This window comes from Nitrosomonas sp. Nm33 (assembly GCF_900107265.1).
Classification (GTDB): Bacteria; Pseudomonadota; Gammaproteobacteria; order Burkholderiales; family Nitrosomonadaceae; genus Nitrosomonas.
The window spans coordinates 1-21,510 of record NZ_FNPJ01000055.1; the positions used below are offsets into that span (position 1 = coordinate 1).

Genomic DNA, 21,510 nt, shown 5'->3' on the forward strand with positions numbered 1-21,510 from the left:
TCAACTGGTAAACCACAACCATCAACCGCCAAATGAATCTTTGTAGTGTTACCCGCACGGCTTTTCCCGATGGCCTGCGGCTCTTGACCTACCGCCCCCGCACTATGCTGATGCGCTTTAACGTAGCTGCCATCAATAAATTCCCACTCCCAATCTGGATCAATAATCAGTGCCTTGAAAATTCTGTTCCACTTGTTACTTAATGACCAGGCATTGAATCTCTTGTAGATGGAATTCCAGCATCCAAACACCTCAGGTAAGTCTCGCCACGGACAACCAACCCGCATTCGGTATAGCATACCTTCTACTGTCATGCGCAAATTGCGCTTGTTATAAATCGCTTCTTGAAGCAGAATTTTCTCCAGCTTCGACCAGAACTCATCGCTGAGCATCAATCGGGGCATCGCAAACTCGTTTTATTGGTGGTGTGAGAACACCTCAATATTACGAGTTTGCTTCTATTTATGAAATACTTATCTCAAAACGTCAACAGACCCTAGCAAATGGTTTTCAATAATGAATGTACTTTAACAAGTTAAGCTGAAATCGTTCCTCATTCGAGAGTTGGATCCGTAACAAAGCCAATTTTCGTTAATCCAGCTTTTGCAGCTATACTCATGATACGCGCCACGTGTTCATAATGTGTATTTTTATCAGCACGGATATGTAGTTCCGTATTGGGGGAATTTTCTGCTGATTGAGTAAAACGGGGTGTCAGTTGCTCAAGAGTGACTGTCTCACCATTCCAGAAAAAACTGCCATCAGCGCGAATGGCAAAGTCAATGTGCTCTGGTTGGGTCGCATGGGGATTGCTTGAGGCTTTCGGTAAATCAATTTTTACGGAATGAGTGAGTAGTGGTGCTGTGATGATGAAAATGATCAGCAAAACGAGCATGACATCCACGAGTGGTACTACATTAATTTCAGACAGCGTTGTCTGCCCCTGATAGCGTTCTGAGCTGCCAAAAGCCATTATTGTCTCCCCTCAAGCACTGAAGTAGTTGTTGCACTTGGCGTAAACTGAGGATTGTGATTTTGTCCAGTTGCTCCCTTGATGCTATCTCCACCTTTGCTGCCAACTGTAACAATGGTAAATAAATCATGCGCAAATGCATCCAGCCGCGCCATCCATATCCTGTTTCGTCTAATAAAAGCGTTATAGGCTAATACGGCTGGAATGGCAACAGCCAAGCCTAAAGCTGTCATAATTAACGCCTCGCCAACTGGTCCAGCTACTTTATCCAATGTTCCTTGTCCAGTGAGGCCAATTTGGATCAGTGCATGGTAAATGCCCCAAACAGTACCAAACAATCCGATATAGGGAGCGGCAGAACCAGCCGATGCGATAATGGTGAGACCATTTTCAATGCGTGTTGCCTCCTGATCGATACCATTGCGCAGTGTGCGGGTTAACAATTCACTCGCTCCTCCTGCTGCAGCAAGTTTTTCCATGCCATGCTTTTGGGAATCAGCCCTAACATCTACCGCCAATTTAGCTAGATGGGCAAACGCATTGTCTGTAGAAGAACCTTTCATTTCTATTTTTAGTTCTTGTAGAGAATCAACCTCCCAGAAATGATTCAGAAAAGCATTGGCCCGCCGAGAGACAATAAAATTACTGATACTTTTCGTGATAATCAAATACCAGCTAGCCACTGAAAGGGAGAGCAATAAAATGAGTACGCTCATCCCTATATGGTCTAACTGAGCTAGAAAATGAGAAAAACCAAGATTTTCTTCCATTACATTAATTTCCTTGGATTACAAAATTAAAAGGTTGCAATGCGATAGCTCGTACGGGCTGGCCATCACGCACCGCAGGTTTACAGCGCCAGGTCTTAACCGCAGCCAGTGCCGCATTATCAAGTCGGGAATAACCGCTACTATTGACGATACGGGTATTGCTGATACGGCCTGATTCATCAAGCTCAACTTGTAGCATGAGTTTCCCTTCTTCACCCAATCGACGTGAAAGAGCAGGATAATCCGGTGCACTTAATTCCGGGCAAGATACCGATAACTCGGATGTGAGAGTCACGGGACCACTCTGCATTTGCTCGGGACGAGCAGCCGCTACAGCCTTCGCTTCCTGCTGCTTTTGTGTCGGTGCAGGTTCCTCGTGAACAGGTTCTGGCGTACGAGGAGAAGGAGGAGCTACAAATTCCTCTTTAGGCAGAACGGGTGCATTGGAAGCCAATTGGCGGTGTTTCGGTTGTGGCTGTGTTTTTTTAACAACTTTAGGTTTTTCCGGAGGGGGCGGAATATGCTCTGCTTTTAAATTAGCTTTGGGAGTCTCTGGTGCTTCAATTTTAGGTTGTGGTGGTGCAATCAGTTCAGCAAACAGTGTAACTGTTTGGGTATTCGTGGATGGTAAGCGGTGATGCCACATACCATAAAGTAGAGCAGCATGTACCAAGAGCACAAATAGTAAACTAGTAAAAGAAGTGGATGATACGGTCGAATTGCGCTTTGTATGGATCATACAACTAACGCCCTCCAAGAAAAGAAATATATTGACTAATCAAGTTATTTCTTGTTTAAGGATGATGAACAGAGCTGGTTAATTTATTTAGGTAACTTATCGTATCCGCAGCAACTTAAAATTTTAAGATACTATTTATTTTAATAATATTAACGAAAACGATAATAGTTATCAATCATTATTAACTGTTAACTGAAAATATTTTATTGGTTAAAGAGATCGGACAACCTGGATTTCTAAGGGAAAGAGTGAAATAACCTCTTAGAATGCCTTACAATGTACTACTAAAGAAGACATTTTTATTAACTTGGCTAGTTTGGTCATTAATTATAAATAATATGACCTAAGTAATTTTTCATGACAAACTCAACTCCTCGATTTTGGCGGCGTACGTTATGTATGCTTTACGAATTTCTGTTACTACTTGCAGTCTGGTTTATTGCCGGTTTTATTTTTCATTTTGTGTTTCGTGATCCTACTGCAGCATATTTCAAACCGCTATTCCAATTTTATCTGCTGTCTGTTGCTGGGATCTACTTTATCTGGTTCTGGACGCATGGTGGCCAAACTTTGGCTATGCAAACCTGGAAAATGCGTGTAGTAGCAGTTAATGGCAATAGGCTCAGTACTCGACAGGCTATTACCCGTTACCTCTTTGCCGTGATTGGCATCACTTTTTTTGGCTTCGGAATTATATGGGCGTTATTCGATCGTGACCGCAAGTTTCTGCATGATCGACTCGCCGGAACACGTATTGTAAAAGTAGAAAACTGAAATTGAAGTTCAATTTTACTTTCCTCGTATCACATCTGATGATAAATCTGGAGTTTTCATGATGAAAATATCCCTCAATATGCAAATTCTGTTAGGTGCATTAGGTGGCATTTTGCTGGGTTTGGGGCTTGTCATGCTCGGTCTGGATTCATCCATCTCTCAGAATGGTTTGTATATTGCCAGTTTGATAAGTACTTTATTCATTGATTTATTGAAAATGATACTTGTTCCATTGGTGTTTACTTCCATTGTTGTCGGTGTTGCGAATTTACGTGCACATCACCAAATAAATCGGGTGTGGCAAATCACTCTTGTTTTTTTTGCATCCACTATGGCATTGGCAGTGATACTGGGTCTGACAGTAGCCAATCTCTTTCGACCGGGTGAAGGGCTTGAGATTGCGATGTTTAAGGATGCCATGCAAGATTTCGAAGTTAAGCAAATGTCCCTGGGCGAATTTTTTGCTCACTTTCTACACTCGCTTTTTTTGAATCCAATAGCAGCGCTTGCTCAGGGTGATATCCTTGCTATCGTAATATTTGCATTACTGCTTGGAGTTGCTATGGTGGTGGGCGGGGAGCGCTATCATAATATCCTCATTTTGATGAAAGAATTTCTGGAGCTCATCCTGATGTTGGTGAGTTGGGTTATGCGTTTTGCTCCACTCGGTATTATGGCATTGCTACTGCAATTGATCGTTACTCAGGATATTACCCTGCTTACTACACTGCTTAAATTTGTGGTAATTGTTATCGGGACAACATTATTCCATGGTTTAATCATCTTACCCCTCATACTTTATCTAACGACAGGCATGACACCTCTTAGATTCTGGAAGGGTGGGCGCGAAGCATTGATTACTGCTTTTGCAACCAGCTCCAGTGCGGCTACTATGCCCATAACGATGCGGTGTGTGGAACAGCATTTACACGTCAAATCCGATGTGGCAGGCTTTGTCGTTCCGTTGGGAACGACTATCAACATGGATGGCACAGCGTTGTATGAGGCTATAGCCGCTTTGTTCATCGCCAATCTTGTGGGAATCGAGCTTGATATCACACAACAACTTATCGTCTTTTTTACTGCCATGCTGGCTGCTATTGGCGCACCTGGCATTCCAAGCGCCGGCATGGTGACAATGATAATGGTGCTCCAATCAGTAGGTTTACCAGCTGAGGCAGTAGCTATTTTGCTCCCTATCGATCGTTTATTAGATACTTTTCGCACGATGGTCAATGTTGAGGGAGATATGATTGGGAGTTTAGTCGTACAAAAGTGGATAAGAAGCCCTTAATGTAGTGGTTTCAAAGAGTTAACTTTTAACTGTATTAACCGGGATTACAGAGTAGTGACGCGTATTACGCGCGGATCATCCGCGAATTCCAGTAACAATCGGCGTACACGAGCCTGCCATGCATCAGCAAAAGCACTTCGTATCGTATCATCAGCGCGATTTTGCAGGATAGCCGCCATACGTCCACTTTGTGCCGGATCACCTGGCACCAAGGAAACATCGAGCTCCACCGCTACACTTGCTCCGGTATCAAGACGTTTGAAGAGGATAGCTTCTCCTTCCCGTTGGTCTGCAAAGCTAAGCAATCCCATCCGCCTGAAGCGCCCTTGAATTCCATGAAAGCCATTATCGGCGGCTGCACCAGTTAATAATGTCAATACTTGCGCCATCACACCGGTGGTACCTTCGTGTTCTGGTGCAGGCATATGAACAGCAATTGAGCCTCGTTCAGCAGGCTCATCCGGATAAAGCGCACGCAGGGCGGCTCGCCCCATGAGATATGCGCCTGCGACAGTAGGACATGAATGGCCAGCGAGACGTACCGCATCGAGATAATGGTATTCTAGTAAACCATCACGCGCAGCACCCAGCATGGCTGCAAATGGATCACGGGTCTGTATGACTGGTGCCAGTTCGTAAAAATCGGGAAAGTTCATGAGATATCAACCTTGATGATTAAGTTAGAATGGATTGGAGTACGCTATTTAAGCTTGTATAGAGTATATGATAAGTTATCGCTCTTCTCTTTTTTAGCCGCATTGCAGTTATAAGCTTATTTAATTTATTTTAAACCATACCAGTAATAAAATTACTGTCTCATTACTTTTAGTACTTGCGCCCATTTATGCAATTCATTAAGCAGGGATGTTCCCAAGCATTACATAATGATCATTAGCTATAAAAATTCTTATTTTTATCGATGTGTGTGGAAACACTCTGAACTGTTGCTGCTTTTACCGGGGGCATCATTTTTCCTGATTAGGCATCACTGGCTGTTTTGTGGGGGGGCACAAGGAATCCTCCTGATTGGTGATTCCAAAGCATTGCATATAGCTGATTGTGAGAGAGCAGTTCTGCGTGACTGCCTTGCTCAACGATCCGACCTTTATCTAATACAATGAGCCGATCCATGGCAGCAATGGTAGATAAACGGTGGGCAATCGCAATAACTGTTTTACCTTCCATAAGTTGATACAGGTTCTGCTGGATGCTGGCTTCCACACCTGAATCGAGAGCAGATGTTGCTTCATCAAGGATCAGGATAGGCGCATTTTTTAATAATACCCGGGCAATTGCAATACGTTGACGTTGTCCCCCTGAAAGATTAACACCGCGTTCGCCGACGAATGCATCATAGCCTTTGCGACCTTTACTATCAACCAGGATCTGAATGAATTCATGAGCATGAGCAAGTTTTGCGGCTTCGAGCATCTGAGCTTCAGTTGCATCAGGTTTACCGAAAAGAATGTTGTCACGAATCGATCGGTGAAGCAAGGAAGTATCTTGGGTAACGATAGCGATATTGGCGCGTAAACTTTCTTGGCTAATTTGGCGGATATCCTGCCCATCGATCTGAATAATGCCTTGCTGAGCATCATAAAAACGTAACAACAAACTAATCAAGGTAGATTTGCCAGCGCCTGAACGACCGACAATGCCTACTTTCTCACCAGCGACGATGTGTAAATTAAGATCATCAAAAACCTGCTCGCTTTGCTTTTGATTTGTTCGATGATAGGTAAATCCGACATGATTGAAATTAATCGTGCCAGATTTTATTTTCAAAGGAGCAGCATTAGGAGCGTCCACTACGGTCAGTGGCTCTGATAATGTATTTATGCCATCATGGACAATTCCAATATTTTCAAATAGTGCGCTGACCTCCCACATGATCCAGTGTGACATTCCGGTTAGGCGTATCGCAAGACTCATGGCAATTGCCATGGCTCCTGTGGTGATATTTCCGTTGATCCATAAATAAATTCCCAGTGCACCAATGCTGAATACCAATAGCATATTACTGCCCCATACACATCCAAGCAGCCCAGTAACCAGCCGCATTTGGGGATGAACGGTTGACAGGAAATTTTCCATGCCAGTTTTTGCGTATTCAGATTCACGCTGAGTGTAGGAGAACAGTTTAAGTGTCAAAATATTTGTATAGCTATCTATAATACGGCCGGTCATGCTTGAACGTGCATCGGCCTGTATCTCAGAGATTTGTTTTAATCTTGGAATGAAGTAATACAGTATGGTTGAATACATGGCCAACCAGATAAAAAGCGGGATGCTTAAATGAGGATCAGCATTTGCAACGAGAAACAAAGTGGTGATGAGATATACAGTGATGAAAAGCATCACATCAAGTGTTTTCATGACAGTTTCACGTACAGCCAAGGCTGTTTGCATGACTTTGGTTGCAATGCGGCCGCTAAATTCATTCTGAAAAAAAGCATAGCTTTGATTGAGCAGATAGCGATGGGCTTGCCAGCGCACTATCATTGGAAAGTTACCCATTAACGTTTGGTACATGATCAGCGAGTGAACCAGAACCAGAATGGGCATCAGCAGCAGTATAAATAGCGATAAACCAATCAATGAGAGCATTTCTTCTTGCAAGAAACTCTGGGGATTTTTTTCAGCTAACCAATCGATAATCTTTCCTAAAATGCCATAAAGCATCGCTTCACCGATGGCAACGCAAATAGTCAGTATCGCCATCAAAAGCAGATAGGGTTCGATTCCTCGGGTATAGTGACGGCAAAACTGATACAAACCCTTAGGCGGCTCAGTCGGATGCTCAGGTGGGAAGGGATTGATTAAGCGCTCAAAGAAGCCAAGCATATAGCATTCTGTTACAAAATGAGGGAATGTATTAAAGTTGTTTTTATGCCTAGATAGCTTCTTCTTGTAAAGGTATTAGTCACGGTGATTCGCTCAAATATTCTGAAGCTGGCTACATAAGTGCCAATGTTAGATCCCAATGACGAAAGTAGAAATACGAGTAAGATCCGTGTTATTTGATTGTGCCCCCAGCCTTTTAGACTAATTGCATCATTTCTAAGACGACTAAATTCGCCGCTACGCTTCAAACAGGATCAATCTTCTGAGTGCCTGAATGTTGTCAGCCTGCTTTAGGATTAATCAGCATTCAGTAATGCTTACAGCCAAACCACCCAGTGATGTTTCTTTGTATTTATGTGACATTTCCAGGCCAGTTTGTTTCATCGCTTCAATACAGTTATCTAACGGCATAAAATGATCGCCTGTTCCCCGGCGAGCCAGTGCTGCTGCTGTATGGGCCTTAATCGCACCAAATCCATTACGTTCTATGCACGGAACTTGAACTAAACCACCCACAGGATCACAGGTCATTCCTAAATGATGCTCAAGAGCAATTTCTGCTGCATTTTCTATTTGCTTTGCTGTTCCTCCCTGGGCTGCACATAAACCAGCCGCTGCCATTGCAGCAGCTGATCCAACTTCTCCCTGACAACCAACTTCTGCGCCAGATATAGAGCTGCGGTGTTTGATGATGCCACCAATTGCTGCAGCGGTTAATAAAAAATCCCTTACGTTTTCAATACTACCGTTTTCGTGTTTTACCATGTAATAGAGTACGGCCGGAATAACGCCGGCTGCTCCATTAGTGGGAGCAGTTACTACCATGTGGCCTGCTGCATTTTCTTCATTTACGGCCATCGCGTATGCGCATAGCCAATCGTTCAGAGTTGCTTTTTCGGAGTTTTCATGAAGCTGATTAAAAAGCTTTTTAGCCCGGCGTGATACCTTGAGGCCACCAGGTAGTTGCCCTTCTGTTGCTAAACCATTTTCAATGCAACGTTGCATTGCATGCCAAATTTTATCTAGCCCTTGATCAAGTTCATTGGCAGTTAGTTTTGTCAATTCATTGGCGCGTTTCATCTCTGCTATTGAATAATTACTTTGTTGAGACATTTGCAACATGCTTCGTGCTGAATCAAACGGGAAAGGGAAAGATTTGCCTGATTCCATTTTTAGGGGGGCATTTAGTTGACTAATTTCAGCAAGCGTATTAATAAATCCCCCGCCAATGGAAAAATAGGTTTCGCTTAATAAAATTTTCTTATTTTCATCAAGCAACGTACAAACCATACCATTTGGGTGTTGAGGTAATGTTTCGTGCTTATCAAAAACAATGTCAATATCGGGGTTGAATGTGATAACTGTATCCTTGTTTACCGTAAAGGAATGGGTAGCCCATAGTTTTGCAATTAATGAATTAACATCCTGTTCAGACAATGCTACGGGAGTATAGCCGTGAAATCCCAATACAACAGCCCGGTCTGTTGCATGACCTTTGCCGGTAAAAGCAAGGGAACCCTTAAGCACGCAACGAACATGCATGGCTTTGTTGTTCGAAGATGTTGCCACAAGCTGATAAATGCGACTGCGGAAATCATTGGCAGCCATCATGGGCCCCATAGTGTGAGAGCTAGAAGGACCAATTCCGATTTTAAAGAGATCAAGAACGCTGATGAACATAAATCAAACCCTGTGCGAATTGTGATAAAGAATTCTTAAATAGAAACCAGGAAAACCCTGAGAGCTTATGAACGAACCTGTTACCTATTTTGATAGTTGCAACGGGCAGTAACTGTGCTTTGTCTATCTACTCGATATGGGGCTTTGTTAAAATTCATCAGATTCGTTTTATCGAAGCTCACAATATTTGTTTTTTTTATTACCGCATTTTATCTTAACTAATCTCTCGAAAACTGTTCGCTACAATTTTTTTCAAATATATTTAGATTCTCGAGATTACTTGTAGTTCTTTTTTAACATTGAAAGATAGAGATAGATATTGCTAATAATTATTTAAAATCTACACTTCTTCCTTGATAGCTGCAAGCAGGTTACTTATCGGTTAATGATTCATATTTTAAGAAATCGCTTTTAATAAGGTTGCTCAGCATTTAATTAAATAAAAGAGAGAGAAATGACTATATCTATCTGATCCATCAATTAATTTATAGCATGTAGGAGAAAATCCTACAAAGAAGCTAGTAGAGTGCTGACTCTTCATTTGGTTGATGCCCCATTTACTTCCCTGGCTACAAGTTTAAGAATGTATCAGCTTAAAAATAATGATGAAAATAAGGAGTATCAAAATGGAAACAAATCAGATTCTTGATGAAATAAGAGAGATCAACCTTAGCTACCTGTTACTTGCTCAGCAGTTATTGCGTGAAGACAAGGTTACGGCAATGTATCGACTCGGTGTTAGTGAAGATGTTGCAAACATTCTCGAGAATCTTGCCTCTAGTCAATTGTTAAAAATGGCTACTTCTAATATATTGCTATGTCGTTTCCGATTTGATGATCGACTCGTAGCTGAAATTCTATCTAATCATAATCGGGATCGTGCTCTGGTCCAATCTCACGCTACTATATTAATGGCTGGGTCACCAGCTTAAATTGTTGCTTAATTCGTATTAGGTAAAGCAAAATTCTATGCGAGAAAAGAGTATCTTATTAGAAGCAAGACAAATTCAGCTTGCTACGGATTTAATTAAACTTGGTGCCAGATTACAAGTCTTGGAAGCAAATACAGAATTGAGTCGTGAGAGACTTGTAAGGCTATATAAAGAGATAAAAGGTGTATCTCCTCCCAAAGGAATGTTGCCTTACTCTGAAGACTGGTTTACAAGCTGGCAACCAAACGTACATTCATCATTATTTATTAATATTTATAATTTTATTTGTAAACATACAAATATACGTTCTATTGATGCTATTATAAAAAGCTATAAGTTATATCTTGAGCATATTGAAATTAATCACCTTCAACGCATTCTGAGTTTAACACGTGCTTGGACATTGGTGCGTTTCCTTGAAAGCAACGTATTGTGTGTCATCCCTTGCACCAAATGTAATGGTAATTTTATAGTCCATAGCTTGGAGATACATTCTAATCATGTTTGTGGGCTCTGTAATGTTCCATCTCGCGCGGGCAAGACCAAGAAAGTTACTCCAAGCGCTGCAACAAAAATGAAACAGGAATATGCAGCTTGAGCTTCTTTGATCATTAATAATTACAATTGACCATTTAGATCAATTGGGTTAAATCGATTGGAAGATGATTGATTGTAATCCATTTCCAAATCAAACATAACGCGAACGCATGCAGCAGACTGTATAGATAATGCGGCAAAGAGAGCCGACAGAATCAGGTTTGATTTAGAAATGGAATAAAAAGTTATTTATGGGATTTTTTACTACCCCTTGTCTTCAGTTGAAGACAGACGCATAAATATTTTTTACCAATTAGCTGCCAAGCAAAATTGCGTATTTATGGAAAATTCCCTATAAAGAATCCAGCAAGATTCTTTCTTATTTCAGCAGATTGCTCATACGTTTAATCGCTTCTTCCAGATTCTTCATTGAAGTGGCAAAAGATAAGCGTATATATCCTTTACAACCAAAGGCCGATCCAGGTACAACAGCGACACCTACTTTTTCTAATAATAATTCGCTAAGAGTGATATCGCTATCATTTTTGATATGCCCATTATTTTGTAGTTTTTGTATTACTTGCCGAGCATCAGCAAACGCATAGAATGCGCCGCCAGAAAGTAAACAATGAATGCCGGGGATCTTATTTAATCCATCAGTAATAAACTGATTACGTTCCTTAAACGCTGCTTGCATTGGAATCATGCAGGATTGATCACCATTAAGTGCTGCTTCAGCTGCGATCTGGGATATAGAGGTAGGATTAGAAGTGCTTTGTGATTGAATATTCTCCATTCCAGTGATGATCTGCTCTGGTCCGCCACAATAACCAATTCGCCACCCTGTCATCGCATAAGCTTTGGAAACACCATTCAAGACGATTGTTCGCGTGCGCAAATCAGGACAGGCATTGAGTATATTGACAAACTTATCATCCGATAAAAGAATGTGTTCGTACATATCATCGGTTGCAATCAAAATATTTGGGTGCTTTCTTAATACCTCCCCTAATGCCTTAAGCTCATCCAAACTATAGACACTGCCAGATGGATTGCTAGGACTATTGATCACAAACATTCTGGTCTTGGGCGTTATAGCTTCTTCCAGTTGTTTGGCCGTAATTTTAAAATGATCTTCAATGCCCGTTTCAATAAAAACTGGCTTTCCTTCCGCAATAAGCACAATATCGGGATAAGAGACCCAATATGGAGCCGGAATAATCACTTCATCACCTGGATTGATCGTGGCTAATATAAGATTGAAAAAGCTTTGTTTTCCGCCACAAGAAACGAGAATTTCCTTGGAAGTAAAATCCAAATTATTGTCACGTTTGAATTTTGTAATAATTGCACTTTTGAGCGCTGGTGTACCTCCCACTGGGGTATATTTCGTGAAGCCAGCATTAATCGCAGCGATTGCTGCATCTTTGATATGTTGCGGTGTATCAAAATCAGGCTCACCTGCACCGAGTGCTATAATATCTTTACCCTCAGATTTAAGTCTTGCTGCTTTGGCAGAGACGGTTAGGGTAGGGGATGGTTTAATGGCCTGTGCGCGCTTTGAGAGTTCCACAACTGTGCTCCTGAATGGTCGATACCTAACTTGGTAAAATTAAACTAATTTCTTACATTAAAATTATACCTGTGATTATTACCTTTCCCAACAGTCCTTATAAACTTTATCAATCTTTTCAACCCGCTGGTGATCAACCAAGTGCAATTATCAAATTGATTGAAGGTGTAGAAGATGGCCTGCTTTTTCAAACATTACTAGGGGTAACCGGTTCAGGTAAAACTTTCACGATAGCTAATGCAATTGCGCAATTAGGACGTCCTGTAATCATTATTGCGCCCAATAAAACATTGGCTGCACAGTTATATGCAGAGATGCGAGAATTTTTCCCAGAAAATGCCATTGAGTATTTCGTCTCTTATTATGATTATTATCAACCCGAAGCATATGTTCCTTCCCGTGATCTTTACATAGAAAAAGACTCCAGTATCAATGAGCACATTGAACAAATGCGCCTTTCTGCGACAAAATCACTGCTCGAACGCAAAGATACCATTATTGTTGCAACAGTATCCTGCATTTATGGTATTGGTGACCCAGTTGACTATCACAGTATGATTCTGCATTTGCGCGAACATGAAAAAATTTCACAGCGTGATATTATCAAACGTCTAACCGGAATGCAGTATCAACGAAATGAATTCGAATTTAGTCGTGGCACTTTCCGCGTAAGGGGCGATACACTCGATATTTTCCCAGCGGAAAACTCAGAAGTAGCCATTCGAGTATCGTTGTTTGATGACGTAGTGGAGCATATCTCTTCGTTTGATCCGCTAACAGGGCGAATTCTGCAAAAGATCTCACGTTATACTGTTTATCCTTCAAGTCATTATGTGACACCAAGAAGCACTACACTGCGGGCAATTGAGACAATTAAGACTGAATTGGCTGAACGTATTTCGTACTTTCATCAGCAAAACAAGCTGGTGGAAGCTCAGCGTATTGAGCAACGCACGCGCTTTGATTTAGAGATGTTGAATGAGCTGGGTTTCTGTAAAGGTATCGAGAATTATTCACGTCATTTTTCAGGCAGAAAACCTGGTGAGCCGCCACCCACGCTGATTGATTATCTGCCAAATGAAGCTTTAATGATTATTGATGAGAGTCATGTAACTGTTCCTCAGTTGGGGGGAATGTATCTGGGTGATCGGTCGCGTAAGGAAAATCTAGTTGCCTATGGCTTTCGGTTGCCTTCAGCATTGGATAATCGACCACTAAAATTTGATGAGTTTGAAAAATTGATGCCCCAGACAATTTTTATCTCAGCGACTCCAGCAGATTATGAGCAAAGGAAAAGCGGTCAAATTGTAGAACAGGTTGTTCGACCTACTGGTTTGGTTGACCCAGATATTATAATACGTCCGGTAGCAACGCAGGTAGATGATCTGATGTCGGAAGTTACCATACGTACGGCAAAAGCAGAGCGAACGTTAGTCACCACGCTTACTAAACGTATGGCAGAGGATTTGACCGATTATTTCTCTGACCATGGAATTAGGGTGCGCTATCTTCACTCTGATATTGATACTGTTGAGCGAGTAGAAATTATTCGGGATTTGCGTCTTGGCAAGTTTGATGTACTTGTTGGAATCAATCTCTTACGAGAAGGGCTGGACATCCCGGAAGTATCGTTAGTGGGAATTCTAGATGCTGATAAAGAAGGTTTTTTGCGGTCAGAGCGCTCGCTGATTCAAACAATGGGAAGAGCAGCACGTCATATCAATGGCACTGTCATTCTTTATGCTGACCGTGTTACCAATTCAATGCGGCGGGCTATGGATGAAACTGAACGGCGACGTAAAAAACAAATTTTATTTAACCAGAATAACAATATTACGCCACGAAGTGTCAGTAAACGTATTAAAGATCTCATTGATGGTGTTTATAGCAATGAGCATATACAAGGAAAAATTGGAATAGCTCAAGCACAGGCTCGCTACAATCATATGAGTGAATCTCAGCTAACGAAAGAAATTAAGTCGCTGGAAAAACAAATGTTGGAATCAGCCAAAAACTTAGAATTTGAAAAGGCAGCTCAATGTCGTGATGAAATAAAAAATCTAAAAAATAAGTTGTTTATTGGATTTGTTGATTCAAAATGATGATGTGCTTGTCACCACGAGTTAAAAAATATCAATTTCATTTGATATAAAAATTCGTTATTACCCGTTATTGAGCGATCTTTACTTGGGTTGATGTCACAAAGATAAGTTGATCAAATGTCCGATTCAGGGTTTTACTGGTAAAGTGGTGCATCCTCATATTTTCAATAAAGCGTATATGATCGCCAGCCTTGACTTTGGTGGTAGGCGCTGCAATCCAGAAACGCTTACCACCATTGTCTAACTCCATATAAGTATAACCTGTCGTATCTAGCACTGATACGACTATCCCCTCGTCATCTGGTAATTTCTCTGTTTTAGCTGAATTAGCAGAGGGAACATTTTGGTTAGACAAAACAGGTGTAGGTTCCAATAAAAAACCAGTGAAGGCGACAGTCATAATCAATAGCAGTTTTTTCATTATTTTATTTCTCTTGGAAATTAGAAACGGAATGTATATTGAGTATAAAAGAAATCAGGGTGAATACCGGGGCGCTGATTTTGAATAAAATTACCTGTAAAAAGTTTGGAATATCCCACAAGTATATCCTGATGGCGATCCACATGAATATTAACACGAAAATCAATTTCATCCCCAACATGACTGCCTGATTGCCCAGTTATATCGTGCAGCGTCCCTACACCTGCTGCATTATAAAGAAAATCGCGTTTGTTCGCTAAATAAAAGCGGTGGTATTGCGCGATAAATGTAAACCAGGGTTGAGGATGTAATGTGAACTGAGCATTGAAATCATGGATATTCTGACGACCAACCTGATCTAGGTATCCTAGATAATAATGTCCAAATGGAAAAAGCTGATTAAACGTATTGGATCTGCCATCATTTGGATTGCTGTCACCAGAGGCGAAATCATAGCGAAGCCAGAATTGAGGGTTCATAGGAAAGGGGAGATGGTATCCAGCACCTGTAGCTACTGCAAAGGCTGATATATCTTGATTTGAGCGCTGCCCAAACTGGTACATCCCCTCAAGTTCATATAAGAATCGATTGTAATCCCCAATTATTCGTCCACCTACAGTTTGCAGGACCGAATCGCCTTGCAAAACATTCCCTTGCAAAAGATTCGCTGTTGTAACCGTTCGGTTATCTATCAAGCTTAGAATATACAGATCAAGCAGTTGACCCTTCATTGGTCGATATGTGCCCCATAAACCGAAAAAATTCCGGTCGTGATCCCAGTTATCAAACTGATTCTTTTCTGTGATCATAGGTCTGACAAAAAAGGCATCCAGATCGAAAGTAGGGGTTCGCCAGAATGTTTTAATACCCTGAAAGGTTCGACGTGTATTGGCCCAGTCCAAGGTGGAGATTAGCCTTTGGGAACCATAAAGTAATTCTTGCCGACCAACCCGCATATACGCTGGTCCGTTGAGGAACTGACCTAACTTGATATCTGCAAATAAATTCAGCATATCAGTATGGTTTTGATCAGTGGGCAGGGGAGCCAAACTTTGACCAGAGGTACGGGCATCAATAAATTCAGCAAATAGTCGGAATCTATCTTGATACCAAAGATCTGCATGGAAACGTGTACGATAAAGATGGTATATATTGTCAACACCTGCTGCATTGAGACGACTATCTGTTTCATCCATGAATCGGTACCAGAACTGACCCCCAAATGAGAGCAACCAGTCATCACCCAGATGAATACGTTTGAGTGGATCAAAAAAATCTTTTTCATGATCTGGCTTTTCGAGGTAGCGGAAATCAATATCGAATGCAGATGTTGGAATCAAAGCAAAAGGGGCATAAGGAGCGACAGGCGGTGCTTCACGTTTATTTCCAGTGATTAAATCCCACAATGAATAGTAGCCAGCGCCAGCAGGTGGTATCACATAAATTCCTACGCGAGGCAGTGGGGTTACAGGAGGGACCTGTGCCATGTTAAATTTTTGACTAGTCGAATTTTTCGATTCTGCTGAGTGACCCTGAAACGATAATGTGGCGATTGCTAAACCGAAAAATAGTTGTAGTAAAAAGATTTTTGCTCCAGCGCAGAATTTTGATTTGATATCTCTAAAAGAACTGGATAAAAGCATTACTTTGTTACCTCTCCCTGGCATTTTTTATTTAATTAGTATTGCTATTAGTTCTTGGCAATTAAGAAAAATTATATTTTTTGTTTTTTTTAGGGGGGCATATTCTAACAAAAATTTATTGAAATCAAAGAAAAGATGCTTCCCTATTATTTGATTTTTGCCTTTTTAAATTTTCCTTTTCGGCAATTTGATTATTTTAGTGATACTGACTAGGTACAAGATGCCAGAGAAAATGCTGAGAACAAATTGTAGATTGAAATAAATGTTATGATGAGAATGTAAGAGAAGGGGATGGGGCGCTTAATAAAACAAGCGCCCTTAGTTGCTAAAGGTATATTTCAGAATATCTTTAAATTTGTTTAATGCCGCCATTACTATGATCACTTCCATGCATATCTTGACGTATTTCCATTGTTTTAAGCTTATTCATTTGCTCGGGTGTTAAAATATTATGTACGGCTTTGCGTTCTTTTATATGATACTCAACCATCTCACTGAAGGCGTCTGCGTACTCTTTGCCTAATTTACGTAGCGTTTCATCTTCAGTGCCTGGCTGCATTTTTGCTTTCTGGAAAGCTAGATAGTTTTTGTATATCTTTTCTTTTATTTTTTTATGCTCTATAGTACCTTGCATGTGTAAGCGGACAATTTTACCGAGCTGTTCGTCACTAAGTTGCAGCGCATCGGCATGGGATACAATCATATGGGGATAACTATGTGCATGTTTCATCATCATGTGACCATGCATTCCATTGCTTGAACAACGTCCCCCATCACTTTCTTTGCTTAGCTTCTTTTCAATAGTTTTACCGCTTCCTTTTTGATTACTTTGCTCTTGTGTCTGTGCTATCGACAAAGTTTTTCCCTGCATTTGAGTGATAGTAGTGTCATCTGCGAATGAAGCCCAAATAAAGATAGTTAACGCGAAGCAGAGAAGGGTAGTTATTATAGATTTTTTGTGATTCATGATTATTTCTCCTGTTTGTTTGAAAAGCTGATAAAGGCCATATCTAGTCAGTCGAGAAAAATCTGAAAATGAGAATATACTTAATGACATGACGTGTAGAGTCCAGAAATCAAGTAGATAAGGAGAAGCAGCGTTACGTCGCCAGCAATATTCTCATCTAACAATGTAGACTTTACTAAAAGTAAAAAAGTGCCAGGAAAATTTAGTTTAGGTTCTGTGTTAGCAACAATAGAAAGTGCTAGTAACAAATGAAGGTTGACCGATAGCGCTCAAAACATTAATATACGCGATTCTTATGCCGCATATTCCCCGATAGCTCAGTCGGTAGAGCGACGGACTGTTAATCCGCAGGTCCCAGGTTCGAGCCCTGGTCGGGGAGCCATCTATTTTAAGGCTTTGCTGGACTCGCCCTTTTTGACCGCGTTCTCAACGTGACAGAAACGTGACAACGGAATCACTTTACTCTCTCGTGTCGATTCAATTCTGGATGCAGCAAACGCCAGATTTTCAGTAGCAAATTTGGCATAACGATCCACCATATTGCGCGACTTCCAGCCGCCCAGGTCTTTCAATTCATCACAGCTCGTGCCAGCCTGACGATGCCAAGAAGCCCAGGTATGACGTAAATCATGAAACCGGAAGTCTTCAATTCCTGCTTTCTTAATTGCGTTCATTCAAGCCGTGTTGGTTAAATCCCAGCCAATGGGCTGACCACGATAAGTAAAACAGAATTGATGATGCTTTCCTACTTGCTCCTGCAAAACGGCTACTGCATCCTTATTCAACGAGAACATCTCTCGGCATGTGTAAATTCTCGCGCAATTTGGTACTGTTTTGCACTTTATTTGGTACTACCGCTTGACTCTTTTAGCGAGTAGAGCGTCAATGTATTCATCTTAAGAAGAAAAGGTGTTAGTCACTTCATGCACTATACAATGACTGACACCTTTTGACTTATTTTTTCTCTTAGACTGACCACTATTTTCTGCCTACATTAAAACTTAGATCGGCATATTTAGAAATATTTGATCCATTTTCTAAATTTACCGAATTACCATAAACTCTTGCCTTAATATTTATGCTTCTTAAAAAGCCATGCTTACTATTGTAAATAGTGGAGCCTTTATCAATTATTTTTGTTTCAAGCTCATCTGGGCTTTTATCAAAATCAACTAATGTGTCAATTTCTGAAATTTTTCCCTCTTTGGTTAGCAACTTTTTACCTTCACAATAACCTGTTAAAGTGTAACTTGCTTGAGAGTAATCATTGAATTCATCGTAGAACTTTACCTTTAATTTTGTAGGTAAACGATCCTCTCTATGTTTGGGCTTATCGATAAACCTACTATTAACAATAATACGAGTCGGCTCATAGTAAGAGTAGGAATTTATCAATTCATGGCGATTTTGAAGATCGAGATTAAATCTCGAATTTATTTCTTCTAATAGGCTTTTGTTTTTATCAATCCATGACATAAGATTACTGCTAGTCATTTGATGGCCAATAAACATTCTTATGCTGCTGCAACGATCTATTAATGGGTTAAATACTACCTCATCAGAACGCTGAGTAATAAAATCTTTATAATTCTCTTCATAAGAAAATGAAATATCCTCATTGATTCTGATATGTTTTTTTTCTTTATTTATCAGATCTACTCGTTTATCCGACACAATGAACCGAGCAATGAATTTCTTCTTCAAACCTATCGTTATATCTGATTGTTTAATTGAATCAAATTCTCCACATCGCCATTTGATACATTCTCCATAGGTAACTTGTTTATTACGGTCATGTATGAGAAAGTACTTGTATCTATCCATATGTTTCCTTCTAAAAAGTACGGGTGCGGTAAATTTAGATTTATGACTGGCTAACATTTGAAGTAACCAGTTGCCAAAGTGCAAAGTATAGAGGGACTAGAAATCGTAGCTTACAGACAGTCCAATTGGTCAAGAGGTTAGGCCACATTGACTACCAAGTGAAAACAGTGACGCCCCTTTGCTACAAACTTTGATTTCTTACATACAAGCTATAATAAACTTAACATCATAGCCACCATTTCTATGGCATGGCCAAACTTGCTTTTCAATCCTAATAGTATAAATCCCAATCTCAGCTACATAATTAATTCCATTCTTTAGTGCTGTTTCTATTTCGGAGGGAAACTCAATATTTGTTGCTTTAGCAAACAACAGCTTAGCTAGTGACAATAATTTATCGTGTGCTATTTTTGCCCCCTCGGGAGAATTAACGTTTAATCTTAACTTAAGATACCTAGCAATATGCTCATCTCCAATTACATAATATGAAATATTATTAGAGATTATTGCTCCTTCAAGTTCTATCATTTTTGAATTCGAAAACCATTCATTTGAGCCTGCTGGATGGTAATATCCTGTTTTAATTCCTTCATCAGTGAGAAAATCCTTTGCTGCATACGGAGACCATCCTTCAGAATTATTTATTTCCGGTGGATTACTCTCTGCCGATACTGCTTTGAATAGTTGCCTAAAAGATTGATTTATATCTGAGATGGTATCTGGCTTATGGAATGCTAAGCTTGAAACCCATCTCTCCAATAAAACGAGACGAATATGAAATAAAACAAAAGCGCATGCTTTAGAATAAATACGAAGCTTTTTGTTTTTAATAAAAAAATATAGTTTTCTGAACTCCAAATCGTAGGTGATATATAGCACCATAAAAAAAATAAATGGCAAATAGGCTAAGGTTAAGAGAGGAGGAATATAAAAATCACGCAATGTTTCTTTATTTGTTAATTTTGCAAAATCATCATAAATCATATAAATCGAATAAATGACAACTAAAGAGCCAATACCAATCAATATTCCATTAAGTATTTTTGTTAGCAATTTGAATTCTTTTTTAGACTGTGCTATGCCAAGCATTCCTCCTATAAAGAAAAGAAATAGAACAAGAATTAATTCAAAAAATATATTAAAGGTATATACACTAACAACAGATCCAATAACCCCGGTAAGCTTGAAGCTATCTAATACTAAGTTTATGCAGTAACGAGGATTTTGCTTGACTAATTCGTATCTAAATAAAATCGATGCAGCTACAGTAATGTACCAGATTGCCGTAACTTTTAATTGATACCATTCCCACAAACTAACTTGAGATAAGCTATATACACAAACGATGACATATACTGTCATCAGGATCATAATTGTAATTATTTGTTTTACTAGAAATGCCTTTACCAAACTCTGAAAACTTTCCGGTACTTCCTTGAATTTTGGTGATAGCAATAAAAGCCCAGTGATTCCAGATATCCAAATCACCAAAGCCCACTCTCTTGTACTTAAAATTTCCACTTAAACTCCATGACGACATTCAACAATGGAATAAAAAATTCTTATTTTGCAGGGATAAATGTCTTAAATCTTATTCCAATTTGCATTGAAAAATGAAGAAATGAAACAATATAGCCATGAATTACGAGGAAAAAATCATGGCAAGAAAAGCAAGTGGAATAGATCAATTAGTAACGGCCCGGGAATTATTGAGAACAGCTAAAACAGCAGAGGAGTTGAGGGCGGCACAAGCAGTATTGCTGCCCTTGGAACTGGGAATGTCGTTAGAGGAAACGGCGAAGGCTATTGGACGTTCCATTAGATGGACGTGTAGCATGCGCACGCGCTACTGTAGAGTTGCTCGCTGCGAGGAGGAAGCACCTCGAACGAAACGGGCGCTCCGTAACCGTGCGATTGCCACGCTTGAGCAGGAAGCCCAAATTCTTGATGAAGTTTTGGCAGGAGCGGCTCGAGGCGGAGTGGTAGTTGTCCCTCCGCTTAAAGAGAAAATAGAGGAACGACTAGGTAAGCGAGTAGCGCTCTCAACGATTTATCGAATGCTGGCTCGCCATGGCTGGCGTAAACTGGCACCGGATAGCGCTCATCCTCAGGGAGATGCTGCGCTGCGCGAGGATTGGAAAAAAAACTTAAGGAGCGGGTAGAGGAAATGGTCGCTGCGTGGGGTAATCATCGACCGCTACGCTTGATGTTCCAGGATGAAGCCCGCTTCGGACGCATTGTGGACAGGCGTTATTGTTGGTGCCACCGTCCAGATCGACCGGTGGTAAGTGCCATGGTGACGCAAGAATATACTTACGCTTACGGCGCAGTCAGTCCCTTCGATGGAGCCTTCGACAGCCTGGTGTTGCCTCATGTCAACAGCGATTGCATGCAGATTTTCCTCCACGAGATTGCCAACCGTTACCCTGGCGATAAT

The 21,510-nt window shown here is 40.6% G+C and carries 20 protein-coding genes, 1 tRNA gene and 2 pseudogenes; 9 read left to right on the forward strand and 14 right to left on the reverse strand.

Features of this window, described 5'->3' with window-relative positions:
• The 4 genes from BLV54_RS10940 to BLV54_RS10955 form a co-directional block, all read right to left on the reverse strand.
• The coding region (locus BLV54_RS10940; RefSeq protein ID WP_143032488.1) for an IS5 family transposase at positions 1–404 on the reverse strand (404 nt) is incomplete at its 3' end.
• 149 nt (positions 405–553) lie between these two features.
• A complete protein-coding gene (locus BLV54_RS10945; RefSeq protein WP_090571616.1) occupies positions 554–973 on the reverse strand; it encodes an ExbD/TolR family protein in 420 nt (139 codons plus the stop codon).
• Positions 973–1,743 carry a MotA/TolQ/ExbB proton channel family protein gene (locus BLV54_RS10950; protein ID WP_090571618.1) on the reverse strand — a complete coding sequence of 257 codons (771 nt, stop codon included), beginning with the start codon at positions 1,741–1,743 and terminating at the stop codon, positions 973–975. Before BLV54_RS10950 ends, BLV54_RS10945 begins: the two co-directional genes overlap by 1 nt.
• 4 nt (positions 1,744–1,747) lie before the next feature.
• Positions 1,748–2,482 (reverse strand): energy transducer TonB, encoded by a 735-nt coding sequence (locus BLV54_RS10955; RefSeq protein ID WP_090571620.1) that lies wholly within the window; start codon positions 2,480–2,482, stop codon positions 1,748–1,750.
• Between the two features lie 357 nt (positions 2,483–2,839).
• Here BLV54_RS10955 and BLV54_RS10960 point away from each other — a divergent pair, with 357 nt between their 5' ends.
• Together BLV54_RS10960 and BLV54_RS10965 are read left to right on the forward strand one after the other, a co-directional pair.
• The gene (locus tag BLV54_RS10960; RefSeq protein WP_090571622.1) at positions 2,840–3,256 is read left to right on the forward strand and encodes an RDD family protein; all 417 of its coding nucleotides are present in this window, start codon (positions 2,840–2,842) and stop codon (positions 3,254–3,256) included.
• Between the two features lie 58 nt (positions 3,257–3,314).
• Positions 3,315–4,550 (forward strand): dicarboxylate/amino acid:cation symporter, encoded by a 1,236-nt coding sequence (locus BLV54_RS10965; protein WP_090571624.1) that lies wholly within the window; start codon positions 3,315–3,317, stop codon positions 4,548–4,550.
• A 44-nt stretch (positions 4,551–4,594) separates the two neighbouring features.
• Here the strand turns inward: BLV54_RS10965 and BLV54_RS10970 are convergent, their stop codons facing one another.
• The 3 genes from BLV54_RS10970 to BLV54_RS10980 form a co-directional block, all read right to left on the reverse strand.
• On the reverse strand, positions 4,595–5,206 hold the full coding sequence (locus BLV54_RS10970) for an FmdE family protein (RefSeq protein WP_090571626.1): 612 nt from the start codon (positions 5,204–5,206) through the stop codon (positions 4,595–4,597).
• Positions 5,207–5,528: 322 nt separating this feature from the next.
• Positions 5,529–7,394 (reverse strand): ABC transporter ATP-binding protein, encoded by a 1,866-nt coding sequence (locus BLV54_RS10975; protein WP_090571629.1) that lies wholly within the window; start codon positions 7,392–7,394, stop codon positions 5,529–5,531.
• Positions 7,395–7,694: 300 nt separating this feature from the next.
• Positions 7,695–9,074 carry an L-serine ammonia-lyase gene (locus BLV54_RS10980; RefSeq protein WP_090571631.1) on the reverse strand — a complete coding sequence of 460 codons (1,380 nt, stop codon included), beginning with the start codon at positions 9,072–9,074 and terminating at the stop codon, positions 7,695–7,697.
• Between the two features lie 626 nt (positions 9,075–9,700).
• Between BLV54_RS10980 and flhD the strand changes: the two genes are divergently transcribed.
• Both flhD and flhC read left to right on the forward strand, forming a co-directional pair.
• Positions 9,701–10,006 carry a flagellar transcriptional regulator FlhD gene (gene flhD, locus BLV54_RS10985; RefSeq protein ID WP_090571632.1) on the forward strand — a complete coding sequence of 102 codons (306 nt, stop codon included), beginning with the start codon at positions 9,701–9,703 and terminating at the stop codon, positions 10,004–10,006.
• A gap of 37 nt (positions 10,007–10,043) precedes the next feature.
• Positions 10,044–10,604, forward strand: a complete 561-nt coding sequence (gene flhC / locus BLV54_RS10990; RefSeq protein ID WP_090571634.1) for a flagellar transcriptional regulator FlhC — start codon at positions 10,044–10,046, stop codon at positions 10,602–10,604.
• 318 nt (positions 10,605–10,922) lie between these two features.
• On the opposite strand, the gene BLV54_RS10995 is transcribed toward flhC, so the two are convergent.
• Positions 10,923–12,116 (reverse strand): pyridoxal phosphate-dependent aminotransferase, encoded by a 1,194-nt coding sequence (locus BLV54_RS10995; protein WP_090571635.1) that lies wholly within the window; start codon positions 12,114–12,116, stop codon positions 10,923–10,925.
• 71 nt (positions 12,117–12,187) lie between these two features.
• Here BLV54_RS10995 and uvrB point away from each other — a divergent pair, with 71 nt between their 5' ends.
• The gene (uvrB, locus tag BLV54_RS11000; RefSeq protein ID WP_090571637.1) at positions 12,188–14,218 is read left to right on the forward strand and encodes an excinuclease ABC subunit UvrB; all 2,031 of its coding nucleotides are present in this window, start codon (positions 12,188–12,190) and stop codon (positions 14,216–14,218) included.
• A 67-nt stretch (positions 14,219–14,285) separates the two neighbouring features.
• On the opposite strand, the gene BLV54_RS11005 is transcribed toward uvrB, so the two are convergent.
• Positions 14,286–14,639 (reverse strand): NrfJ, encoded by a 354-nt coding sequence (locus BLV54_RS11005; protein WP_256329399.1) that lies wholly within the window; start codon positions 14,637–14,639, stop codon positions 14,286–14,288.
• A 20-nt stretch (positions 14,640–14,659) separates the two neighbouring features.
• The gene (locus BLV54_RS11010; RefSeq protein ID WP_256329400.1) at positions 14,660–16,078 is read right to left on the reverse strand and encodes an alginate export family protein; all 1,419 of its coding nucleotides are present in this window, start codon (positions 16,076–16,078) and stop codon (positions 14,660–14,662) included.
• A 106-nt stretch (positions 16,079–16,184) separates the two neighbouring features.
• On the opposite strand from BLV54_RS11010, the gene BLV54_RS16920 reads away from it, so the two are divergent.
• Positions 16,185–16,436 (forward strand): hypothetical protein, encoded by a 252-nt coding sequence (locus BLV54_RS16920; RefSeq protein WP_256329403.1) that lies wholly within the window; start codon positions 16,185–16,187, stop codon positions 16,434–16,436.
• Positions 16,437–16,631: 195 nt separating this feature from the next.
• On the opposite strand, the gene BLV54_RS11015 is transcribed toward BLV54_RS16920, so the two are convergent.
• Complete coding sequence (locus BLV54_RS11015; RefSeq protein WP_176969747.1) at positions 16,632–17,249, reverse strand: Spy/CpxP family protein refolding chaperone; 618 nt, start codon at positions 17,247–17,249, stop codon at positions 16,632–16,634.
• A gap of 306 nt (positions 17,250–17,555) precedes the next feature.
• Between BLV54_RS11015 and BLV54_RS11020 the strand changes: the two genes are divergently transcribed.
• Positions 17,556–17,631, forward strand: a tRNA-Asn gene (locus BLV54_RS11020).
• Position 17,632: 1 nt separating this feature from the next.
• Here BLV54_RS11020 and BLV54_RS11025 read toward each other — a convergent pair.
• The 3 genes and pseudogenes from BLV54_RS11025 to BLV54_RS11035 form a co-directional block, all read right to left on the reverse strand.
• A pseudogene (locus BLV54_RS11025) lies at positions 17,633–18,034 on the reverse strand (tyrosine-type recombinase/integrase); the annotation flags it as partial.
• Between the two features lie 193 nt (positions 18,035–18,227).
• On the reverse strand, positions 18,228–19,073 hold the full coding sequence (locus tag BLV54_RS11030; RefSeq protein ID WP_090571643.1) for a hypothetical protein: 846 nt from the start codon (positions 19,071–19,073) through the stop codon (positions 18,228–18,230).
• Between the two features lie 198 nt (positions 19,074–19,271).
• The gene (locus BLV54_RS11035; RefSeq protein ID WP_090571645.1) at positions 19,272–20,594 is read right to left on the reverse strand and encodes a hypothetical protein; all 1,323 of its coding nucleotides are present in this window, start codon (positions 20,592–20,594) and stop codon (positions 19,272–19,274) included.
• Positions 20,595–20,731: 137 nt separating this feature from the next.
• Between BLV54_RS11035 and BLV54_RS11040 the strand changes: the two genes are divergently transcribed.
• Positions 20,732–21,235, forward strand: a complete 504-nt coding sequence (locus BLV54_RS11040) for a winged helix-turn-helix domain-containing protein (RefSeq protein WP_090571647.1) — start codon at positions 20,732–20,734, stop codon at positions 21,233–21,235.
• Positions 21,208–21,510, forward strand: a pseudogene (locus BLV54_RS11045) (hypothetical protein); the annotation flags it as partial. The gene BLV54_RS11040 and the pseudogene BLV54_RS11045, both read left to right, overlap by 28 nt.